Source organism: Flavihumibacter sp. CACIAM 22H1, assembly GCF_001601815.1.
Classification (GTDB): domain Bacteria; phylum Bacteroidota; class Bacteroidia; order Chitinophagales; family Chitinophagaceae; genus Flavihumibacter.
Genome location: NZ_LUKG01000007.1, coordinates 44,375 through 63,817 on the forward strand (window position 1 = coordinate 44,375; position 19,443 = coordinate 63,817).

Consider the following 19,443-nt stretch of genomic DNA (forward strand, 5'->3'; position numbering starts at 1 on the left):
CCCTGATTGATGGATTGGGAAATAGTTTTGCCTGTATTTCATTTGCCTGCACTGCATTTACCTGGGCAGCGCCGGCAAGTAGTTCGAGATTATTCAAAATAAAAAGTTGTTCTGCTTCCGCTAAGGACAGGCGCTTACTGTCCTGTGACCATACCTGGTTATATACCAGCATACAGCCAAGAAGCAGCCAACAACCGACTGTTGTGCTGAATTTCATGGTTCGAGTAATTTAACCGGCAACAATGCCGGCAAAAGAGTAATCACATCTCCGCCAGGAGATGCATTGTACATTAACGTGGTAGAAATCAGCAGAAATCGGGAGGAGGAGAATCTTTTCTAAGAAAACCATCTGGCAGGGCAGGAGCAGTATCTACCCTGCTATGTACCAGTGATTGTACTGTATAAGTAAATACCAGCGTATGTAATTCGCTGATGGCGAGTTGGCTTAGCTTAATGGAAAGAACGGCAGCAGACAGCGGCTGATCATCGTCCTCATCCGTTACCTGTTTGCTTTTTAAACCAAAAACTTCTTTTTTGATGAGTTCAATGATGGAGTTCGTTTCGTCGTAGTGCCGGTACGTTTTTTTCACCACCATGGTTTCCTCAATAACCGGAATAAACATGGTGGTATTTATATAGTTGAACAATAAAAATACCAGCAGACATTTTTTCATTGCCGGGCAAAGATAGCCCTATAATTCAAAAAATCCTGGTAAAACCGTTAGCGATTGGGTGGCAAGGACTCAGAACATACGGGAAAGATTAAATCCAAAGCGGATCTCGCCGCGGAAGAAACGGTCTGTAGTTTCCGTTAGGAAAGCACGTTCATTCATGCCAATTGCATTGCTAAAATGCAGTTGGAAAACATGTCCGCCTGTTTCGATGTCAACTCCGATGCCCAATGGAAAATAATAGCCGTCTGGCAAACCGGTTACCACCAATTGATGGTCAAAGGTGAGGGCAAACCGCTTGCTTAATTTTTGCCGCAGGCCAATACCCAGGGCAAAGAAATTATTTTTCCAGTTTTCATTGGGTACATAATTCATATGCAGAAGGGTAGCACTCAGTTGCGCAGAAAAACCAGGAGAAAATTTACGTCCCATCAGCAACTGACCATAAAAAGAAGTTCGGTCGCCAGTAGTGGGCTTATACCCGTTGGCGGAGCTTTCATCGGCTGTACGGAGCATGATACCTGTAACCAGTACAAGCGAAAAAGGAACGGCTTTCTGTCCTTTTGCCTGCTGCAGCAGGCCTACTTTAACCAGTCCATCGTATTCCTTACGGTAGGTACTTCGTCCAAGCCCAACCGTTAACCAGTTATAAACACCATAATCAAAGCTCATACGCATGGAGGCCTGGTCCAGGCCAAACAGTTCTTTTACACCATCAGATAAGCGCCCGAACCGATGCAGTATCCGAACATCCAGGCTTCCCTTTGCCAGTAGTTCAACTGATTGCGACTGGATGATCCGGGTAGCGTGGAAAATGCCGGTAACTTTCTGCGTAGAATTCATTTCCAGTTCAGGCAATGAATCTTTCGACTGTTCCTGCGCGTTAAGAGTAGTGCATACTACTAAAAGCAAAACTAGGATCCGGGTCATATTAGCGGGTATTTGGTTTCATCCATCCGGTAGACAATTCCACCTTAAGTTGTTTATTGATATTATCCCGAACAAGGGCAGGCACCTGTATGGAAAAATCTTCCGGCTTAATAAAGAAGCTGGCAAAACCCTGGCAGTCGGTATCGCTAAACTTAAGTATTATGTCGCAGGCATGTGGTTTCGACACCCCGTGCATAGTTAGGGTACCGCTTATGGGGATTACTTGTTCACCTGCTTGCTTTGATGAAACCAGGGCGGGATCAAATCTTCCGCTAAATACGGCTTTCGGAAACTTATCAGATTCCATGTAGGATTCATTAAAGTGTTGTTGCATCAATGCCTTCCGAAAAAGAAAGCCTTTGATCAACACTGCTGCTTCTACCCTGCCGGTTTGCAGATCAAGCAGTAGTACGCCGTTTTTATTTTCCGCCTTAATTGTTTCCAATGGAGTAACCGATACAAACTGTACCAGCAGGGTGCGGCAATTATATTGTTGTGAATAAACAATTCTGGCAGGAAAAACTAATACTGCCATCCAACTTATATAAGCAATTATGCTGTTCATTCCTGTTTTATTTGGATAAGAATTCGGCCCGGTTCAGCTGAACATCGATCAGGAAGCCGGTGCAGATCCCTTTTATGGTAACCGTATCGCCTGCTTTCAGCAGAACGGCCTTATCAATTTGCGTGGAATCCATTGTACAACTGACAGAACTGGACGCCGTAGGCGCTCCGAGGTAAATAAATCCATTTTCCGGGTTCAGTAAATTAATAGCTCCGCGCACTTCCAGCAGCTTGCCTGAATACTGCCGGCTGGCCGCCTGTTCATCTTGCAGGAAAGCCGCAACCAGTTCGGTTGCACTTAACCGGTAAGCAGGCGATTGGTATTGTATGGAACCATTTTCTAGCTGGTAAAAACAGTAGCCGATTCCACCCAGCAGCAGCGCCAATAACAGGCTTCCGTATAAAATTCGCTTAATCACTGGCTCTGCCTCCTGCCGCTATCCAATCGGTAATTATTTTTTTATCAGAAGCGCCCAATGCAGGTCCGCCTTTGGGCATTGTTCCCAGGTCTACTGCCTGTGTTTTGATATTATTTTTCTTTTCTACAATAGCGCAGTCGGCTGCAAAGCTGATACCACTGGTGGGATTTGATCCTGTATGACAACCACTGCATTTGGAATTGATCAGCGTTACAACGGCTGTGAACAATGGACCATTTGCAACAGCAGGTACTGTTACTTGTTTGGTGGTTTCACAACCGGCTGCATCTTTCGCGTATATCGTATAATTGTCGGCTTCGAGTTGTGTAAATGTATTAGCTGCCTGGTAGGTTCCGCTTGCGTTCAACCGGTACATGAAGCCGGTGCTGCCGGAAGCGGTAACGGTGATGGTTCCTGTTTTTCCACATTTTTCAGACGAACCGATATCAGCCGTTACCGTAATCGTTTTTCCGGCACATGGATCACCATCGGCTACGGTAAAACTTCCGCTTCCCATACAACCATCTCCGTTTTTAGCGCGGATCGTATAGGCACCGGCTACAAGATTGCTAAACGTTCCGGAAGCCTGGAAAGGACCATTATTCAGGCTGAACGTAAAACCTGAGCTTCCTGAAGCGGTAGCAGTAATAGAACCCGTTGCACTACCCGGACCACCTGTATTGGTTACGGTTCCATTCACTGCTATGGTGATTCCTTCACAAGGGTTACCAGGGTTATCTGTTCCGCTTTTGCTGCAGGATAAAAAACAAAGAAGGGTTAAGCCAACGAAACTTATTCGCCGGCAGCGTAGGATGGCTGTCAACATATTATAGGAGTTGTGCGCGTAGCGCAGTGGATGATTAACTACCTAATCGTACCAGTTTAAAAAATGGTTGCCTCTGCTTTAATTTTTCTTCCAGAAAGAATATCGAAGTCCGGTAAAGAAGCCAGCCGAACGTAATTTAACGGAGCCCTCGCCAACACCATTCAGCGGAAAATTGAAATAGGGTGCAATTTGCCAGTGCAGTTGCTTGCTGATTTTTCTTTCGTAGCCAATACTCAGGCCTATTCCGGAAAATAATTCAAAGGCTTTGGTTCGATAGGTATAGTATCCTTTTGCCGGCTGACCGAACCGATAATAATAATAGTTATAAGACTCTCTCAGCATCACCGCATTTTGGATACTGAGCATACCAAATAACTGCTGCTTGTTTTTTTGCAGGAAACCGTAGCGTATACTTATTGGTATTTCAAGGATAGAGCAATCCGCATCTACTTCTTTAAGCTGGAGATTCGGGTTATCATAATAGGACCCTTTTTTTGGGGTATATGCATCGCCGGGAGCTTCATAAATTTTCCTGGTTTGCTGTATACCTGCCTGAATGGCCCAATGCCTGGTAAGCTGCACACCAATGCCGCCACCATAAGCAAGTTTATAGGCGGAGGAATGATCGGCATCGATAAAGCCCCGATCAGCCCCTCCTCCCCCGTACAGGTAAAACCTGAAGGAGGAAGCGTCCGGTGTTTTGGAAGCCGGTTTCCTGATCTTAAGCAGCATCCGCGGTTCGGAGGCTTGTACCGTACCGCTGCCGGATAAGGGTATTTTTTTTGGCAGGCGGGCAACCAGCAATTTTTCTTCCTGGTAGAAAGAGGATAAAGCCGGCTGTTTGGTGGTGTTGGTTGCAGACAACCTTGTTACCGCTCTTTGGTTGGCCTGTTGTTTTACCCGATCCGATTGTTTTACAACCTGTAGGGATCCGGGGGTTAGCGGTGCCTGCGATGGTTTGTCGGCTACTATGGGTGAAATAGTTGGCGCTGAGGTATTGGCCGCCAATTGCTCTGCTGCTGCCTGTTGAGTTTGGCGTGCACGTTGGTTTATTTTGGTTGTTTCCTGCCGGTTGACCGGTATAGCTGAGCTGGCATGAATGGTAGAGTGTTCAGCATGGTGGGGTAAAAAATGCCGGTGCCCGGCCATAAATAGCAACAGCGGCAACCACCACCAGCCGAATCTGCGGCGGCGTTTTTCTTCATCTTCATCGAGAAGCTGATTCATTTTCAACCAGGCCTGCGGGGGTGGTGCGGGCTGCTCGCTGGCAGCCGCCTTGCGGAAAAGGTCATCCAGACCTTCCTCCCACTGGTTAAAGTCGAATTCTTTCCCCTTCATTTTTTTGGTTTCGGTTTAGTTCCTCTGCCAACATTTTCTGGAGGTTGGCGCGGGCTTTTGACAGGTTGGATTTGGAGCTGCCGACGCTGATCTTCAGCATAGCGGCAATTTCTTCATGCGTGTAGCCATCAATTACATATAGATTGAAAACCAGTCCGTAAGCGGGACTAAGTTTCCGGATCATGGCCAATAATTCTTTATGAGCAATAGCCGATAATCCGGTGGGTTCAACGGCAGGCAGGTGAATCTGTTCTTCCGTTTCGGTAGGAAGGGTAACCATGCTCAGCTGTTTTTTCCGGAGATGATCGATGGCGGTATTGATAAAGATCCGGCGGATCCAGGCTTTCAGGGAAGCTTCGTAGGAGTCATAGCGGAGTTGAAACCGTTCCATTTCGCGGAAAATCTTAACAAATCCGTCGTTTACCACTTCCAGCACTTCCTCTTCCCGGCTGATATAGCGATTACAAACGGCATAGGCATAGCCATAGAAATGCTCGTAAAAGCTCTTCTGGCTCTGGCGTTTGAGGGAAACGCATCCCTCCACCAATTGCTTTAGCAGGCTGTCTGTGGGTGCCGTAATGTCCATGTCCATCGGCCTATACGCAAGCCGGCTTGTCCGGGTTGCTTTGCCAAAGGTATTTTTTTCTTTTCACCGGCTGGGTGTTGCCGGAGGGGTACTACCGGAATGGTGCTGCGGGTCGGGTACTGCGGGTCGGGCGGCATCTGACCGGTGTTTGTTAGAATTCACAAAAAACCCGTAATATTGCACTCCTTTTAGGACGGCCTCGTAGTACAATGGATAGTATAAGAGTTTCCGAAGCTCCAGATCCAGGTTCGATTCCTGGCGAGGCCACTACGCTGCTAAATAAAAAATTACTAATGAAAATGAAAGCTTTATAAAGTCATGGACTTGTAAGGCTTTCTACGTTTTACCACTCGTTTAATTCCTATCGATACAAGTAAGTTCACTAAAATAGTACGGTTTATTTGTAGACAAAAGTTTATACATTTAATATGCAAAGTAGGAGGATGAGTCAGTTCAGTCACATACAGACTGCCATCATTCCAAGGAGTTGGAACAAGCCAAATCGAAGGAAGAGATTCACCCTGAATATGGCGTAAGAGAAGCTTCGTATTATAGATAGCGGTGGCATGGAGGTTTAGAAGCCAGCGCACCAAAGCATTAAAGAGCTGGAAGAGAAAAATGCATGGCTTAGAGCCATGTATGCCAACCTGGCTACGGAACAAGAAACGGTAAAATACATGATTAAAAAAAACATTAAAGCCTTGCGACAAACTTAGAATCATCGAAGAGCTCAGGGAGGAGTGCCCAAGAACATCGGCAATAGCTGCTCGTTAGCTGAAAGCTCAAGCCCTCTAATGAATCAACCAGTATTATTTTCCTTGCCATGTTTACATCCTTATTTCACTACATATCCCGATTCAATACATTTACCAGTGAAGATAGACAAATCATAGAAAGCTATTTCACATTCCGACAGGTACCTAAAAAATTCAACCTGATTAAAAAAGGAAAAATTGCAAGAGAGTTATTTTTCATAAATAAGGGACTACTCCGGCTTTACTACACCAAAGACACAGATGATATTACGGCCTTTATTTTTAGGGAACATCTGTTTGCAAGTTGTTATGAAAGTTTTCTTCGCCAGGCACCCGGTAATCAATCACTTGATACGCTGGAAGATGCCGAACTCCTTGTTATCAGCTACGACGATTTGCAGACACTTTACAAAAAGGTTCCTAAAATGGAAACCGTTGCCCGAAAGATAGCCGAACAGCGATTTATCAATGCACAACTGATATTTTCGTCTTACATTCTTGACAGCCCAGAAGAACGATGGCAGAAATTTGAAGCTACACAAAGCGATTTGCTTCTTCGTGTACCACATCATATGATTGCATCTTTCCTAGGAATTACACCTGTTTCTCTTAGCAGGATAAGGAAACGACTTATGGACGGAAAATGATTTCTTTACAAAAGTTAATAACCCTGCAATCGGCACTGCCTAACTTTGTTCAGTAAATAAATATAATATGAACAAGCAGATTAAGACAGAAATAATAATTAATGCCTCCAGGGAGAAAGTTTGGCAAGTTCTCACAGATTTCACATCTTATCCTACATGGAATCCCTTCCTTATAAACGTAGAAGGAGAATTTAAAGAAGGGGGACGGCTAAAAAATACATTACAAAACGGGCACAAGACAATGATATTCAAGCCCACTATTCTGCAGATAAAACAGGGTGAAAGTTTTTCCTGGCTTGGCAGTCTTTTTTTTAAGGGTTTATTTGACGGTCTTCATTCGTTTGAAATAGAAAATGCAGGTAAAGATCATGTTAAATTGGTACACTCAGAGAGTTTCAGTGGGCTGTTCAGTTCATTTATTTTAAAAAAAATAGGGACAGTTACCAGAAATAATTTTATTCAAATGAATCTGGCATTGAAAAACACAGCAGAGTCTAATTGATTTTCATTTTTTCAACCGAAAAACATGAATGACAACCGTATTGTTTACATAGATAACATTAAAGTATTTCTCACCGGTCTTGTAGTGGCACACCATTCTGCTCAAGCATATGGACCTACCGGTGGTATATGGGTTGTAAACGACCCTTTCAAAGCAGACTGGTTAAAAAATTTCTTTTTTATAAACGCCTCTTATATGATGGGGCTTTATTTTTTTATCTCCGGCTACTTTATGGTTTTCAGTATTAAAAAGAAATCAAACGCTGTATTCCTGAATGAACGGTTCAAAAGATTAGGTGTACCATTGCTATTCTTTACCCTGTTCATCTTTCTTCCATTCAATTATTATAATGCTGAAAGTAATAACAATATACTAAGTTTCTTTATTGATAGTTACCTGCACAAGCCACCTGTGGCTACCGGTCATCTTTGGTTTGTAGCCTTACTACTTGTCTTTTCAATTATTTACATTATTTTCTTTCATAAAAGATTTATCAGCATTGCAGAAAAAACCGGTCCATTACCAGTTAGATATATTTTAGTTTTTACAGTGGCCTTAACACTACTATGTGCTGCCATACGTTTTAAATACCCTATTGACGTTTGGAGAACCTGGCTCATACCAGTGGAGCCTGCTCATCTTCCGCAATACTTTTTGCTTTTTTTGGCAGGAACTTTTTTCAATCATGCAAACTGGCTGAATCAGTTAGCAGGAAAACAGAGCTTATCTTTTTTCGGTTTTGCTGTTTTCATCTATCTGACGCAAAGGTATCTGCCCTATAAAATAACAAATTATCTGATTACAGAATCACTTGTTGAATCAGTCATGTGTATTGGAATAAGCATGGGTATCCTTTCTTTTTTTAAAAGCGTTGGAAACAAAACCAATACACTTATTTCAAAAATATCAGCAAATGCCTATGGCATATACCTCTTACATTTATTTATCGTTATTTTTTTGCAGTATGGCTTAATAAACCTTTCGATCAATGCCAATATAAAGTTCATATCAGTTACCATTGCTGGTATTCTTCTTTCTGTTTTATTATCCATTACAATCAGACACAACAAATATATCAGGCAAATTATTTAACCTCATAATAAAAAATGAAGGCAGTACAATTTAGAATCGCAAGGCCCACTAATCAACTAGCACAAATTACAAGATTTTATACAGAAGGGCTTGGCTTAAAAGTTATCGGACAATTCTCCGGTCATGATGGATATGACGGCGTTATGATAGGTCTTCCCGACAGTCACCATCATCTTGAATTTACACAATATATAAATGAGACAGCTCTGCCGGCCCCTACCAAGGAGCATCTACTGGTTTTATATTTTGATAATTCTGATAATTTCAACGAAGCAAGTAGCAGGCTTCAACAAATGGGTTGCTTGCCTGTAAAACCCGAAAATCCGTACTGGGAAGACAAAAGCGAAACGTATGAAGATCCTGACAAGTGGAGGATCGTACTTTTTAATGGCACTTTTCTTAGTCAAGAAAGCAGTCAGCTCAGAGAAAATATTTGCTAAAGCAGGGCTGGACGTTGAGACACCAGTCATGTGCAACAGTCGCAGAGTTTACCTAAATACGCTTTCGGTATATCAGTTGGTGAATGAAAATCCGTACTGGGAAGACAAAAGCGAAACGTATGAAGATCCTGACAAGTGGAGGATCGTACTTTTTAATGGCACTTTTCTTAGTCAAGAAAGCAGTCAGCTCAGAGAAAATATTTGCTAAAGCAGGGCTGGACGTTGAGACACCAGTCATGTGCAACAGTCGCAGAGTTTACCTAAATACGCTTTCGGTATATCAGTTGGTGAATTTGGATCCTTGGCATCCAAGCCTGCACCCAAGCTACCCTTCGCTCCTAAAGGTACGGAACCAGCTAATGCGGACAATATATGGATAGGGATGGAATGGGCAGAATCCTCCGCCATTAGTTTCAATACCACACTCAGGCCAACCCGCTTATTGGATGCAGCACCATTCAATTTTACGATTTGCTGGCTATTTGGATCCAGATTGCAAGCTGGTTCAACGTAAGGATCCATTTTAACCGGTATGCTTAGGTCGTCCTACTTCGAACCAAAATGGGCTAGTTCCAGATTGCGCCTAGTTGCCTCAACCCTGGCCTGATTGATATGAGCTTTCTCCCTTTCATCAGCACTACCCACGTATTACCCAGGGGATCCTCTATTTTAAACCCAGGCTATTTGCACTTAAACTAAAAAATGAGCACCTCAACCCAATTCAACATCACCAACCTCTACTGCCAACCGGTTTCAGATCTATTCTTTAACCTCTATGGCTTTTATAAGACAAGACTCATCCTTCACTCATCTTTCGCTCATCCTCCACTCATCCTTCACTCAAACTCGCTATATCCCCCGGAGCAACTGATGAATCACTGAAGGATGGCACATGGATGGTACATGGTTTACTATTTCAGCCCGGCAAAAAAGGATTTGGTACGTTCTTCTTCAATACCTTGCCCCTAATTAAACACCTGATTAAACAACCCCTTTGGATAGAAGCACCCTAAATCACCGAGCGCCCCCCGATTCACTTGCCTTAATACCCGAGAATAAATTCATATTCAGGTATAATTTCCGTACGCAGTATCCGAGGAGGCAATTGATTGTACTGGCCGGAAATGATTAGCTGCATAGCGCTGCCCTTTACAACCAGTTCCTTCTCAAATCTTTTCAATCCTATCATCCAGCTTTTCCCATAATTCAGCCGGTCTGCAACAGTGATGCCTTTCAATTGAACGCTTCCCAGATCACCCGTAAAATCTACCTTGTAAAACACATCCGATACCTGGGCCGGAACTTTTTCTTTTAGTGATACCCTGGCTGTACTATCATTTAAACGATGATGACCGATACTGCCCGCTGTATATTTATTCACACGCATGGTATAGGCAGAAAAACCAGTCCCCTTTTTTTTGATGGTATTAGTTAGCTGGTTATTGGGATAAATGGAAAATTTCAATTCCGGATCCCCTAGCTGCCTGGCAACAAGCTTACCAGGAAACTGCAAAAAAGATGCTTCCGAAATAATAACAAAATCCTGGCCCTTTAAGGAAAATTTCCAGGCATTTTCCGCTTCTTTCCTGGAAAGCAGAATAATTCGTACGCTTTGCCCATTCTTTTTCCGAAGCTCAATTGTTTTCGCAGCCCCATCAGCGCCGATATAATAAAACTGATCAGCTGTTTCTACCTGGCATCCGGGAGCCGTTACGCTTTCAATATTCTCTTTTTTTACGCAAATTTCTACCGGCACCCCTTCCGTATTGTATAGAAAGATGTCTTCCCGATCATTATTTTTAACCTTGCACAATACCTGGGCTGTTGCGTATTTTATCTGGATACCATTGAAATCAAGATTCACCGGCCAGGTAGCTATTACACCGTCAATTATTGGTACCGGCTTCCGGGGAAAACGGATCGTTTCAGCAGGCAGCGCAAGCTCAACTTGTACCATCTTCTCTGACATCTGCCTGTAATTCTGGGTATTGCAGATGTATACATAACCCTGTCCCTTATCGTTAAACCGGCCGGTATACCTGAGGTTAACGGTATCTGCAGGATTGGTGGGCAGCTGAGAAGGCCGCACCACTTTTGTACGGGCAAGCTGACTTCCAAAATCCTGTAAAAACAGATGATGCAGTTTCAGAAATTTATAACTCTCCGCCACCTGTCCAAACTCATCAAGCGGAGCCTGATAATCGTAGGACACTAAGCCGGAAGGCATTAGCGGTCCGTCTGACAAAGGCATTTCAGTACCCGGGTATTGCGTTCCTCCCTGAAACATGAAATAACCCAACATATTTATACCCCTTCCAACCTGGTTATGTGCATGCGCCTCAATTACATTGGGCTGTACTATAAAACGGGCAGCATGGGTTTCCTGCATGCCTGCCCCCTGTTCACATAAACCCCTGGGATAATTTTCCACATCATAATAAACCTGTCCCAGGTTTTCTTCCATGATCCATTGATCCTGGGCAAATAGAAAATCTGTGGTCAGGGTCTTTTTACGCTCCCAACCCCTGTAACAATATGCCCCCTGCAAGGGAAGTACTTCAAATTTTTTATCCTGAAAAACGGTATTGGCTGTTACCGACCAATATACGGGCGCTATCCCCGCTTCTGTTGCAAGCCGCTTTAGCTGGCTAATATGCGTAGAATCACCGGATGCGTATTCGTTTTCCAACTGTACCCCTATTACCGGCCCTCCCTGCCCCCAGTATAAACCAGCTGTTTGTTCACCCAACCTGTTAAAATAGTTGGCCACTTCTTTTAAATAAACCGGTTGATTGGTTCTTTTCTCTCGCATAGTATAGATCCAGTCGGGAAATCCGCGGCCCCTGACATCGCCATTTATATAGGGTCCGGGCCGAAGCCACACATACATTTGATGCTTTTTACAAAGGCTGATAAACTGGCGAAGGTCTAGGCTGCCCGACCAGCTCCAGGTATCTTTCGGCTTTTCGTGCGCACCCCAGTAAACATAGGTAGCAACAATCTGCAAACCACCGCTTTTCATTTTAAGGAGTTGTTCCTCCCAATATTCTGCCGGGTATCTCCAATAGTGAAACTCCCCCATCAATGGATACCAGGGCTGCCCATTTTTTTCAAAATACTGGTTGTTGACGCCCAGTACTACCCCTTCCGGATTTTTACCAAAGAAAGCGGGAATTGCTTTTACAGGTTGGGCGGCTACCGCGGAAGCATCTAGTTTATAGAACACGGGTTGTGCCATTAAACTACCATGAAACGAGAAAAATACTGTTAACAGGTAGCTTAGTTTTATAGGAAACGAATACATTATCTTTTAGAAATTAGTTATAAAATTGAGTGCTCACCTTCCCAGGCTCCAGCTCCAGTAATTTTTTATTGCCCCCATAATTAATCCATACCTTTTTGTTACTACCGGCCTGCCCCGATATATTTTCAACCTGGAGCCTGGTTAATTTACCCTCTTTCCATTCGAGCGTACATTCAAAACAACCACGTGCCCGAATTCCTTTTATGGAGCCGTTTCGCCATTCTTTTGGTAATGCCGGCAACACCTCTATTTCCGGAATTCCCTTTTCATCTACCCGGTGCGATTGCAGGAGCATTTCGCATATACCAGCCGTAAAACCCATCTGCCAATCGATCTGGTAAGACTGGTCGGGATTAAAATCATTGGGACCATATCCTTCTGCTAGTCTTGTTACCAATTCATAGGCCCTTTCGGGTTTAGCCTGTCTTGCCCAAAGATTTATTTCCCAGGCATGCATCCATTTGGCAGTGCTGGGCCCGAAAATTTCCAGGGTTCGTTTTACAGCATTCTCCAGCTTGGGGTCATTTTTAAGGATTAGCTGGCGGCCAGGGAAATAACCGATCAATTGTGAAAGGTGGTTTTTATTACCCCCATAAGGCCGGTCAATACCGGGTTCAAGCCATTCTTTGATTTTCCCTTCCGGGTCTACCTGGTAGCGCGGTAACAGGTGAAAAGCGGCCTTCGTTTTTTGATAGAGCGAATCATTGATCGCCAACCTTTCACAGGTCTGTATAAAATTCATGAACAACTCTTCGTAGAGTGCTATATCCTGCCCGGAATTAAGTATACAATATCCTTTATAACCAGCCGGTGTACTATAGGTGGCCTCGCTCGAAACAGTAAAGCGTGGCACTAACTGATTGGAACTATCTTTTATCAGCCAATCCAAACTAAATTCAACCGCACCTTTTAACAATGGGTAAACGCGGTTCCTGAGAAAAACGCTGTCGTTTGTAAATTGATAATGCTCCCAAAAGTCAAAGGACTCCCAAATGCCACCACCCATAAAGTTAGCCCAGGAGGGCTCTCCACCGCCGGCCCCAACGGCGCCGGAATACCGCCAGATATCGGCATTATGATGTGCTACCCAACCCGAACTATTATAGTTATGCCGGGCGGTTTCCCGTCCATGTTCTGCCAGCTCTTCTATGAAAGAAAGCATGGGCTCATGGCATTCAGCCAGGTTGGCCACCAATACGGGCCAATAATTCATCTGGGAATTTATGTTCATGGTATAATTGCTGCTCCAGGGCGGACGAACCCATTCATTCCAATTCCCCTGCAGATTTAATGGCTGGCTTCCAGGTCTTGAACCGGCAATCATGAGGTACCGCCCCAAATCAAACAAAAGGGTAAGAAAGGAAGGATCGTTCTCTTTTTTAAATCGTTCAACCAAACTGCTGAGAGGGGCCTGATCCTGGTTCGTGCCGGCGTCCAGTTTCAATTCCATCCGGTTAAACAGGCGCTGATAATCTGAAATATGTGCGGCAAGCAGGGTAGCATAGGATTTTCCGAGCAGCTTCCTATTGTCATCCATAACCAATCTGTTGCAGTTAAGCCCGTTTTTAGAAGGCGACTGGTTATACCCGTTAAAACTGGTTCTGGCCGAAATCAACAGCAGCACACTGGTGGCATTGACCACCCTGATTGTTCCGTTCTTATTACTAATCCTGCCATCTTTCACCTGCGCATTTAAGATAGCGGCGTACCGCATCCCTTTCCCGTTCTCCGCGGAATCATAAAGAACCGGTTTATCGGTGGAAAGATAACTGGGATCAACCTGGTAAGGCGCTCTGCCGAAAGCCTGCAAGGAAGTACCGGAAACAGATTTTACCTGTTGCTGGTGTTTCCCGGCCATAGCAATTGTAAAATTGAGTTTACCCGACTGGCTGGCTTCCAACTGCACAACAATGGCCTGATCCGGAAAACTACAAAATGCCGTTCTGGTATATACGACACCATCCACCTGGTAGGATACCGCAGCCACTGCATCAGAAATATTTAAGTACCTGGTATAGTTGACCGGCTTTCCAGTATGATCAAACCGGATCCGTAATTCTTCCAGGGGCTGGTAGGATTGATTGTAAGGCCCCTGTAACTTTTTAGCCAGTTCATCGGCCAACGCATGGTCTCCCTTAACCAACGCTGCATGTATTTGCGCCACCGTTTCCGGCCCGTTGGCAACTTTACCGGAATAAGGCTCGCCCGACCAGAAAGAATCGTCGTTTAGTACGATCCGTTCTTCTTCCACTCCACCGAAAATAGTAGCCCCCAAGCGACCATTGCCAATGGGAATTGCCTGCATAAAAGAACCTGCCGGACTTGCATACCGGGCAATCTTAGCCCCCGTTTTGACCTGTGACCGAGTTTCACTAACCGGGAAGAAAGCTGCAACAAAAAAAAGGATCCGTGTAGTTTTCATATTGGTTAATTTAATCTTAAACGAACCTGGTAAACAGGTAATATCTCCACCTTATTAATTACAGGCACTTGCTTTTTTGCGGTAGCTGCCAGGTAATCAGCAATACCGGTAACTTTTTCGTCCCAGGGGGTAACCGTTAAGCTAATTTCCTTTCCGCCAAATCGCTTTAACCCAAGCATCCAGTCAGTGCCATTGAATAAATTATCGGTAACCACCCGGCTACCTAAACTGGCCACTGCTGCATTTCCGCTGTATTGAATTTTTAAGAACACATTGTTAATGGAAGATGGCCAGGCAGCAGGTATACTAACCCGTGTAGCAGCCTGTTCTTTTTTTATCCTGACATTTGCATTAACAGGTTTTACCATCCAATTATAAAGCCTGTAACTGGCAGTAGTCGTTGATTTTTTATCCTGAAAAAGTATCCTATCGGATGGATACACACGTGCTGAAAATGCGTGTCGGTTTAATTGATAAAACTGGAGGGTATCCTTGCTATACAAGAGATCGGCTTTTGTTATGATCATAAACTCAGCGCCGTTTTTATTGATCCGCCAGGCATTCTCCGCCTCTGATCGTTGCATAAAATGAAGCGAAACCGTCATGCCATCGGACAATTTCAACCGAACCATATTTCCACCTTCTGCAACCAGCTCGTAGCGGTCGTTTACTTGCGTGCGCTTCCATCCCGGTGTTTCGATTACTGCATGTTCCGGCAATTGAAGAGACAATGCCGGATTTACACCCGGAAGATTCTGGAAAAAAACCTGCAGGTGATTACCATTTTGAATTTTGGAAAAAGGTTGTGCCACTGCGTATTTAAGGGTGGCTGTACCCAGTTTAAGGTTGAACGGCAAAACCGGGCTGGTTTGCCCTTTAAGAAGAAAGGAAGGAAATTCAATTTGTTCATTCTTCAGCCTGATTTGCAGGTTCACTTCCTTATCTGGCATATTCAGCCGAACCTGGGTATTACATAAAAAAATAAAGCCCTGGTCGTCCTTTACCCTGGTAATATAGCGCAACTGCATGCTGTCTAACTCGTTTGTAACGGGATTGGCAGCTTCCACGGTATGCATGGGAGCCAGCTGTTCTCCAAAATCATTGATAAAATGGTGCAGTATTTTCAAATACCGGTAGGAGGGCCTGATCAAACCAAATTCGCTGATCGGCGCCTGAAAATCATAACTTTCAGGACAGCCTGGTTCTTTTAAACCAGGCGTTTGGGTACCTCCTTTAAACATGTAATAACCAACCAGGTTCATTCCCCGTCCGACCTGATTCTGAAGGTGTGCTTCCACTACATGGGGTTCCACTACAAACCGGTTGGCAAAAGTCATCTGGCTACCAGCTCCCTGCTCACATAGTCCTTTGGGAAATTTGTCTAATTCATAATATAATTTACCCAGGGCATCGGTCATTATCCATTGATCATTGCCGTATAAAAAATCTTTGGTGGCTTTACCACCTCCTGCTTCCCAGCCCCTATAAGGATAAGCGCCCTGCAGGGGGATTACTTCCTGCAGTTCATCATTAAACACGGTATTGGCTGTAACCGACCAATAAACCGGATTTATTTTATGCCCCACTGCAATTTCTTTCAGCACGCTTATATGTTCAGCTTTTCCGGAAGCATACTCGTTCTCCAACTGCACGCCAATAATAGGTCCGCCATTTATAAAATACAAGTCCTTTGTTTCCCTTCCTATTTGTTCAAAAAGGCGAAAAACAGCCTTTACGTATTCCGGGTCATTGCTTCTTTTTCCCTTCATCTTATGAACGTACTCCGGGTGGCCGCCGTGCAATTGTTCGCCATGGCTCCAGGGGCCAATCCGAAGCCAGACATACAGGCCGCATTCCTGTGCGGTTAGCAGAAATTTTCGGAGGTCTCTGTTTCCTTCCCAATCCCATTTCCCACGACTTGTTTCATGTTCATTCCAAAAAACATAGGACGCTACAATGGTAATACCAGCGGCGCGCATTTTTAACAGCTCTTCTTTCCACTCTTTTGCAGGCACCCTGTTGTAATGCATTTCACCCATCACAGGAAACCAGGCTTTATCATTTTTGGTAAAAAACTGGTTATTTACTTTTAACTGGTTACCAACCGGGTCCTTTCCTTCCATTGGCAGGCTTTCCAGCTTTGCCGCCGGAACCGCTGTAATGTCGATGGTTGTGATTTGTCCTACACCTGTCTGCGCCAGGAACAATACTGCTGCAAAAAATAAACTACGTTTCATAATAATAAATAAGCTCTTACTGCTTTAATTTTCTTTAATCAATGGTTAGTTCAAGCGCCCCATCAACAAGGGCTGCCGCAAATTCTACCGGGTTAGGAAAGGGCTCTACCCGGCTTGGTATGGCGTGCTCTACCCAATTCAATTCCCAGGCATTTTTATCCCATGCTATTCCCGATCGTTTCTGGTTCAGCAGGTAATTCATACGTGGGCGGTAAAAATCTCTAACCAAACCAGCCCATAGCCTGCAGCTGTAATCATTTACAGGAGGTCCCCATATAGTTATTATTCGGCGGGCGCTTGCTAATTTTTGTTGAACCAGCATGGTATCCTTACTGCCTGAGGCAGCAAAGTAGAGCCAACGATCTAAACGATTGAGCGGATGAGATTCCAGCAATCTATCCAGATTGGTCAGCATTTCAAGTGCGGTGGTAGCCAGTTGGTCGCCTTTCTGAACAGCGTTGTTTTCATAGGCTTTGGCTGCTGCAAAAAACAGGTCTTCCGCCTTCAATCCCAGCACCAATGCAGCTCTTTCAACTGCATCAGCTACATAATTGGTATTATGCTGGAATGCTTGGCGGCAGGCTAAGAATAATTTAACCGATGTATAAAACTCCGCACTTCGATCCACCCGTCCTTTTGAAAAACGCGCAGTTTGCCAGTTAAACTGCGGGTGATCTACCAGGTAAGAATAACTGCTTTTGAGGAGCAAATCCCATGATTTTTGCATGTCGGCAGGAAATGCCCCATAGCGGTTTTGGGCATAGGATTTTATCCATGCAGAAAAATCTATTGGTTCGGCAGACCAGGCCGCGTCGGTCAGTAACTCATATACAACCGCATTATTTTCCAGTCCTTCACCCGAAAGCGAAAAGCCCACCAGGTTTTTCCGGTTGGGATCTTTTAAGGTTGTAGCTGCTCCATTGGCATAGAGTTGAAGGTTGCCGGTATAGGCAGTTTTTCCGCCCATATTCGGCACAAAGCCATAAGCCCACTGTTTTCCATTAAACCCGTTATGAGTAGCCCAGGTTGTTGCATAATCATTGGCATAATCCAATATTAACAAGCGGTTATCCGGCACTTTACTGAACAGGGCTTTCACATTTTTCGGCGGCCATTGTTTTTGCTGGTACCCAAACATCCACCCCTGTATCACCCATACGGCATCCTTTTGTACCGTATCAATTGCTTCGAAGGTTAGTTTTCCTATTTCTGCCAGTAATTCTGTTGGCGGTTTGTCCGCATCCGGCAATTCCAACTCGTTAAAGCTATCTACCAGGTAATAGGTTGCCTTACCAAATTCTTTTCTCCATTCTTCCATATACAAGCGCGAAATGAGTTTGAACAGCGGTTCATCGGGCAGTATCATGGAGGGCCGTTGTGCAGGCGCAAAACCATCATTCCAAAGCGTTTCATGAAGTACCAGGGAGGGATAAATTCTTTTAATTGCTTTTGGAACAAAGCCGGCAAAAGATTGTACAATAGGTTCCATTCCCAGTGCGCGCATTCTACCTAATATCTTATGCTGCAGCGCAATCTGCTCCTTATGCCAGGCCGGCGACAAGGTGCCGCCCACCTGTTGAATATTGCCCATTCGTTGCCAGGGTAACAGGGCAGGGCTTACATAAAAAGAATCGATTTCCTGCTGGGTAAGTCCTAGTTTTTTCCATACCCGGGCCGCAATTGCCTCTGTGGCAACAGGTGCCATCAGCATATTGAAGCCATGCATGGCCTGCCAGTCGAGTTCCTTTTCCCAACGTTCCCAGGTCCAGAAAGGGGTAGTATAGCCAGGTGTAACTGCATTAAATGCCTGCCGTATTTTAAACGGCGACTGCCTTGCTTTCTCTTTTACTTCCGGAAAAGCAGCCTGCAAATCAAAATTATGCCCCGCCCAATCCATCATACCCAGGCCCTGATCTTTAAAATAATCATACACCCCCCTTGCCAGGGCTACTGTTGAATTTCCGGAAACGTATAAACTATTATTGGATGATTTATACAGATAGCGATCGGTCTGTTGATGAGTACCATCCAGGGCTAATCTGATGGTTGCTGCTTTTTCACCCAGAACCCGCTGAAGCAGCGCCCGCGTACTGGTAAGCGGATCTGGCTTGGTTTGGGCCTGGCAACAGTAGCTACCCAAAACAACCAGGCTTAGGAAAAATGGCTTGTACATGTAGGGAGAATTTTTTAAAAAAAAGCCACTTCAAAGAATTGAAGCGGCTAATGAAAAGAAAAACGAACGAGAAACCGCTTATTTTATTAGGTTAACTACTACATTCCAACGTTTTTTCGTTCTGCCATCTGCAGCAGTTACCTCATAACTGACATTTTTTGAATAATTACCCGGCACGCCTAATTCAGGGGCTCCGTCTACCGGCTTAATGGTTGCAGCGGTAGAAATATTACACATGCCTACAATATTTGAAAGTGTAATTTCATTCCGAACCTGGCTTGTAAATGAGCCGGATGCCGCCGGAACGGTAGTGGTGACCGTGATATTATCATTTTCAATAGTACTATTCGTATTAAAACGAACAACCCGGAACGTACCATTATCGTTCCACCGGTACTCAAAATCAAACCGGTCTATTTTTGTATCAGAAAATGTCGGTAATTCATCCAGGCCACGTTTAAGACAGGAGCTGAATGCCACAAACATAAGTAGTATAATTCCGACGCTGTATTGAACTTTCATGTTTATTTTTTTGGG

16 protein-coding genes, 1 tRNA gene and 1 pseudogene are annotated in these 19,443 nt (G+C 44.4%); 5 read left to right on the plus strand and 13 right to left on the minus strand.

Going from position 1 to position 19,443, the window contains the following annotated elements:
- From A1D16_RS03770 to A1D16_RS03805, 8 genes and pseudogenes are all read right to left on the minus strand, one after another.
- Nucleotides 1-217: pseudogene (locus tag A1D16_RS03770) on the minus strand (hypothetical protein); the annotation flags it as partial.
- Nucleotides 218-305: 88 nt separating this feature from the next.
- Nucleotides 306-674 carry a hypothetical protein gene (locus A1D16_RS03775; RefSeq protein WP_290707895.1) on the minus strand — a complete coding sequence of 123 codons (369 nt, stop codon included), beginning with the start codon at nt 672-674 and terminating at the stop codon, nt 306-308.
- A gap of 69 nt (nt 675-743) precedes the next feature.
- Nucleotides 744-1,601, minus strand: coding sequence for a DUF5777 family beta-barrel protein (locus tag A1D16_RS03780; protein WP_290707896.1), 858 nt, complete (start codon nt 1,599-1,601; stop codon nt 744-746).
- A gap of 1 nt (nt 1,602) precedes the next feature.
- Nucleotides 1,603-2,166 (minus strand): YceI family protein, encoded by a 564-nt coding sequence (locus A1D16_RS03785; protein ID WP_290707897.1) that lies wholly within the window; start codon nt 2,164-2,166, stop codon nt 1,603-1,605.
- 7 nt (nt 2,167-2,173) lie between these two features.
- Entirely contained in the window at nt 2,174-2,584 is a 411-nt protein-coding gene (locus A1D16_RS03790) for a hypothetical protein (protein WP_290707898.1), read from the minus strand.
- Nucleotides 2,577-3,410, minus strand: a complete 834-nt coding sequence (locus tag A1D16_RS03795; RefSeq protein WP_290707899.1) for a hypothetical protein — start codon at nt 3,408-3,410, stop codon at nt 2,577-2,579. Before A1D16_RS03795 ends, A1D16_RS03790 begins: the two co-directional genes overlap by 8 nt.
- Nucleotides 3,411-3,488: 78 nt before the next feature.
- Complete coding sequence (locus A1D16_RS03800) at nt 3,489-4,748, minus strand: outer membrane beta-barrel protein (RefSeq protein WP_290707900.1); 1,260 nt, start codon at nt 4,746-4,748, stop codon at nt 3,489-3,491.
- On the minus strand, nt 4,723-5,334 hold the full coding sequence (locus tag A1D16_RS03805; protein ID WP_290707901.1) for an RNA polymerase sigma factor: 612 nt from the start codon (nt 5,332-5,334) through the stop codon (nt 4,723-4,725). The genes A1D16_RS03800 and A1D16_RS03805 overlap by 26 nt, the downstream gene beginning before the upstream one ends.
- Before the next feature lie 195 nt (nt 5,335-5,529).
- Here A1D16_RS03805 and A1D16_RS03810 point away from each other — a divergent pair.
- From A1D16_RS03810 to A1D16_RS03830, 5 genes are all read left to right on the plus strand, one after another.
- Nucleotides 5,530-5,601 (plus strand) — tRNA-Arg (locus tag A1D16_RS03810).
- A 556-nt stretch (nt 5,602-6,157) separates the two neighbouring features.
- Nucleotides 6,158-6,736 (plus strand): Crp/Fnr family transcriptional regulator, encoded by a 579-nt coding sequence (locus A1D16_RS03815; RefSeq protein ID WP_290707902.1) that lies wholly within the window; start codon nt 6,158-6,160, stop codon nt 6,734-6,736.
- A 67-nt stretch (nt 6,737-6,803) separates the two neighbouring features.
- On the plus strand, nt 6,804-7,238 hold the full coding sequence (locus tag A1D16_RS03820) for an SRPBCC domain-containing protein (RefSeq protein WP_290707904.1): 435 nt from the start codon (nt 6,804-6,806) through the stop codon (nt 7,236-7,238).
- A gap of 24 nt (nt 7,239-7,262) precedes the next feature.
- Nucleotides 7,263-8,330, plus strand: coding sequence for an acyltransferase (locus A1D16_RS03825; protein WP_290707905.1), 1,068 nt, complete (start codon nt 7,263-7,265; stop codon nt 8,328-8,330).
- A 14-nt stretch (nt 8,331-8,344) separates the two neighbouring features.
- A complete protein-coding gene (locus A1D16_RS03830) occupies nt 8,345-8,770 on the plus strand; it encodes a VOC family protein (protein WP_290707906.1) in 426 nt (141 codons plus the stop codon).
- Nucleotides 8,771-9,812: 1,042 nt separating this feature from the next.
- On the opposite strand, the gene A1D16_RS03835 is transcribed toward A1D16_RS03830, so the two are convergent.
- From A1D16_RS03835 to A1D16_RS03855, 5 genes are all read right to left on the minus strand, one after another.
- Complete coding sequence (locus A1D16_RS03835) at nt 9,813-12,074, minus strand: beta-galactosidase (protein WP_290707907.1); 2,262 nt, start codon at nt 12,072-12,074, stop codon at nt 9,813-9,815.
- 13 nt (nt 12,075-12,087) lie between these two features.
- Nucleotides 12,088-14,496 (minus strand): glycoside hydrolase family 95 protein, encoded by a 2,409-nt coding sequence (locus tag A1D16_RS03840; RefSeq protein WP_290707909.1) that lies wholly within the window; start codon nt 14,494-14,496, stop codon nt 12,088-12,090.
- A gap of 5 nt (nt 14,497-14,501) precedes the next feature.
- Complete coding sequence (locus tag A1D16_RS03845) at nt 14,502-16,733, minus strand: beta-galactosidase (RefSeq protein WP_290707910.1); 2,232 nt, start codon at nt 16,731-16,733, stop codon at nt 14,502-14,504.
- Between the two features lie 34 nt (nt 16,734-16,767).
- Entirely contained in the window at nt 16,768-18,906 is a 2,139-nt protein-coding gene (locus tag A1D16_RS03850; RefSeq protein ID WP_290707911.1) for an alpha-N-acetylglucosaminidase, read from the minus strand.
- Between the two features lie 78 nt (nt 18,907-18,984).
- Nucleotides 18,985-19,428: a hypothetical protein gene (locus A1D16_RS03855; RefSeq protein ID WP_290707912.1), complete on the minus strand. Its 444-nt coding sequence runs from the start codon at nt 19,426-19,428 to the stop codon at nt 18,985-18,987.
- Between the last annotated feature and the right edge of the window lie 15 nt (nt 19,429-19,443).

What these genes read in the sequence shown, in the direction of transcription:
- A1D16_RS03840 (WP_290707909.1), bottom strand. Translation starts at nt 14,496, where the DNA reads ATGAAAACTACACGGATCCTTTTTTTTGTTGCAGCTTTCTTCCCGGTT.
- A1D16_RS03815 (WP_290707902.1), top strand. Translation starts at nt 6,158, where the DNA reads ATGTTTACATCCTTATTTCACTACATATCCCGATTCAATACATTTACC.
- A1D16_RS03800 (WP_290707900.1), bottom strand. Translation starts at nt 4,748, where the DNA reads ATGAAGGGGAAAGAATTCGACTTTAACCAGTGGGAGGAAGGTCTGGAT.
- A1D16_RS03775 (WP_290707895.1), bottom strand. Translation starts at nt 674, where the DNA reads ATGAAAAAATGTCTGCTGGTATTTTTATTGTTCAACTATATAAATACC.
- A1D16_RS03805 (WP_290707901.1), bottom strand. Translation starts at nt 5,334, where the DNA reads ATGGACATTACGGCACCCACAGACAGCCTGCTAAAGCAATTGGTGGAG.
- A1D16_RS03830 (WP_290707906.1), top strand. Translation starts at nt 8,345, where the DNA reads ATGAAGGCAGTACAATTTAGAATCGCAAGGCCCACTAATCAACTAGCA.
- A1D16_RS03825 (WP_290707905.1), top strand. Translation starts at nt 7,263, where the DNA reads ATGAATGACAACCGTATTGTTTACATAGATAACATTAAAGTATTTCTC.
- A1D16_RS03855 (WP_290707912.1), bottom strand. Translation starts at nt 19,428, where the DNA reads ATGAAAGTTCAATACAGCGTCGGAATTATACTACTTATGTTTGTGGCA.
- A1D16_RS03835 (WP_290707907.1), bottom strand. Translation starts at nt 12,074, where the DNA reads ATGTATTCGTTTCCTATAAAACTAAGCTACCTGTTAACAGTATTTTTC.
- A1D16_RS03820 (WP_290707904.1), top strand. Translation starts at nt 6,804, where the DNA reads ATGAACAAGCAGATTAAGACAGAAATAATAATTAATGCCTCCAGGGAG.
- A1D16_RS03795 (WP_290707899.1), bottom strand. Translation starts at nt 3,410, where the DNA reads ATGTTGACAGCCATCCTACGCTGCCGGCGAATAAGTTTCGTTGGCTTA.
- A1D16_RS03785 (WP_290707897.1), bottom strand. Translation starts at nt 2,166, where the DNA reads ATGAACAGCATAATTGCTTATATAAGTTGGATGGCAGTATTAGTTTTT.
- A1D16_RS03780 (WP_290707896.1), bottom strand. Translation starts at nt 1,601, where the DNA reads ATGACCCGGATCCTAGTTTTGCTTTTAGTAGTATGCACTACTCTTAAC.
- A1D16_RS03850 (WP_290707911.1), bottom strand. Translation starts at nt 18,906, where the DNA reads ATGTACAAGCCATTTTTCCTAAGCCTGGTTGTTTTGGGTAGCTACTGT.
- A1D16_RS03845 (WP_290707910.1), bottom strand. Translation starts at nt 16,733, where the DNA reads ATGAAACGTAGTTTATTTTTTGCAGCAGTATTGTTCCTGGCGCAGACA.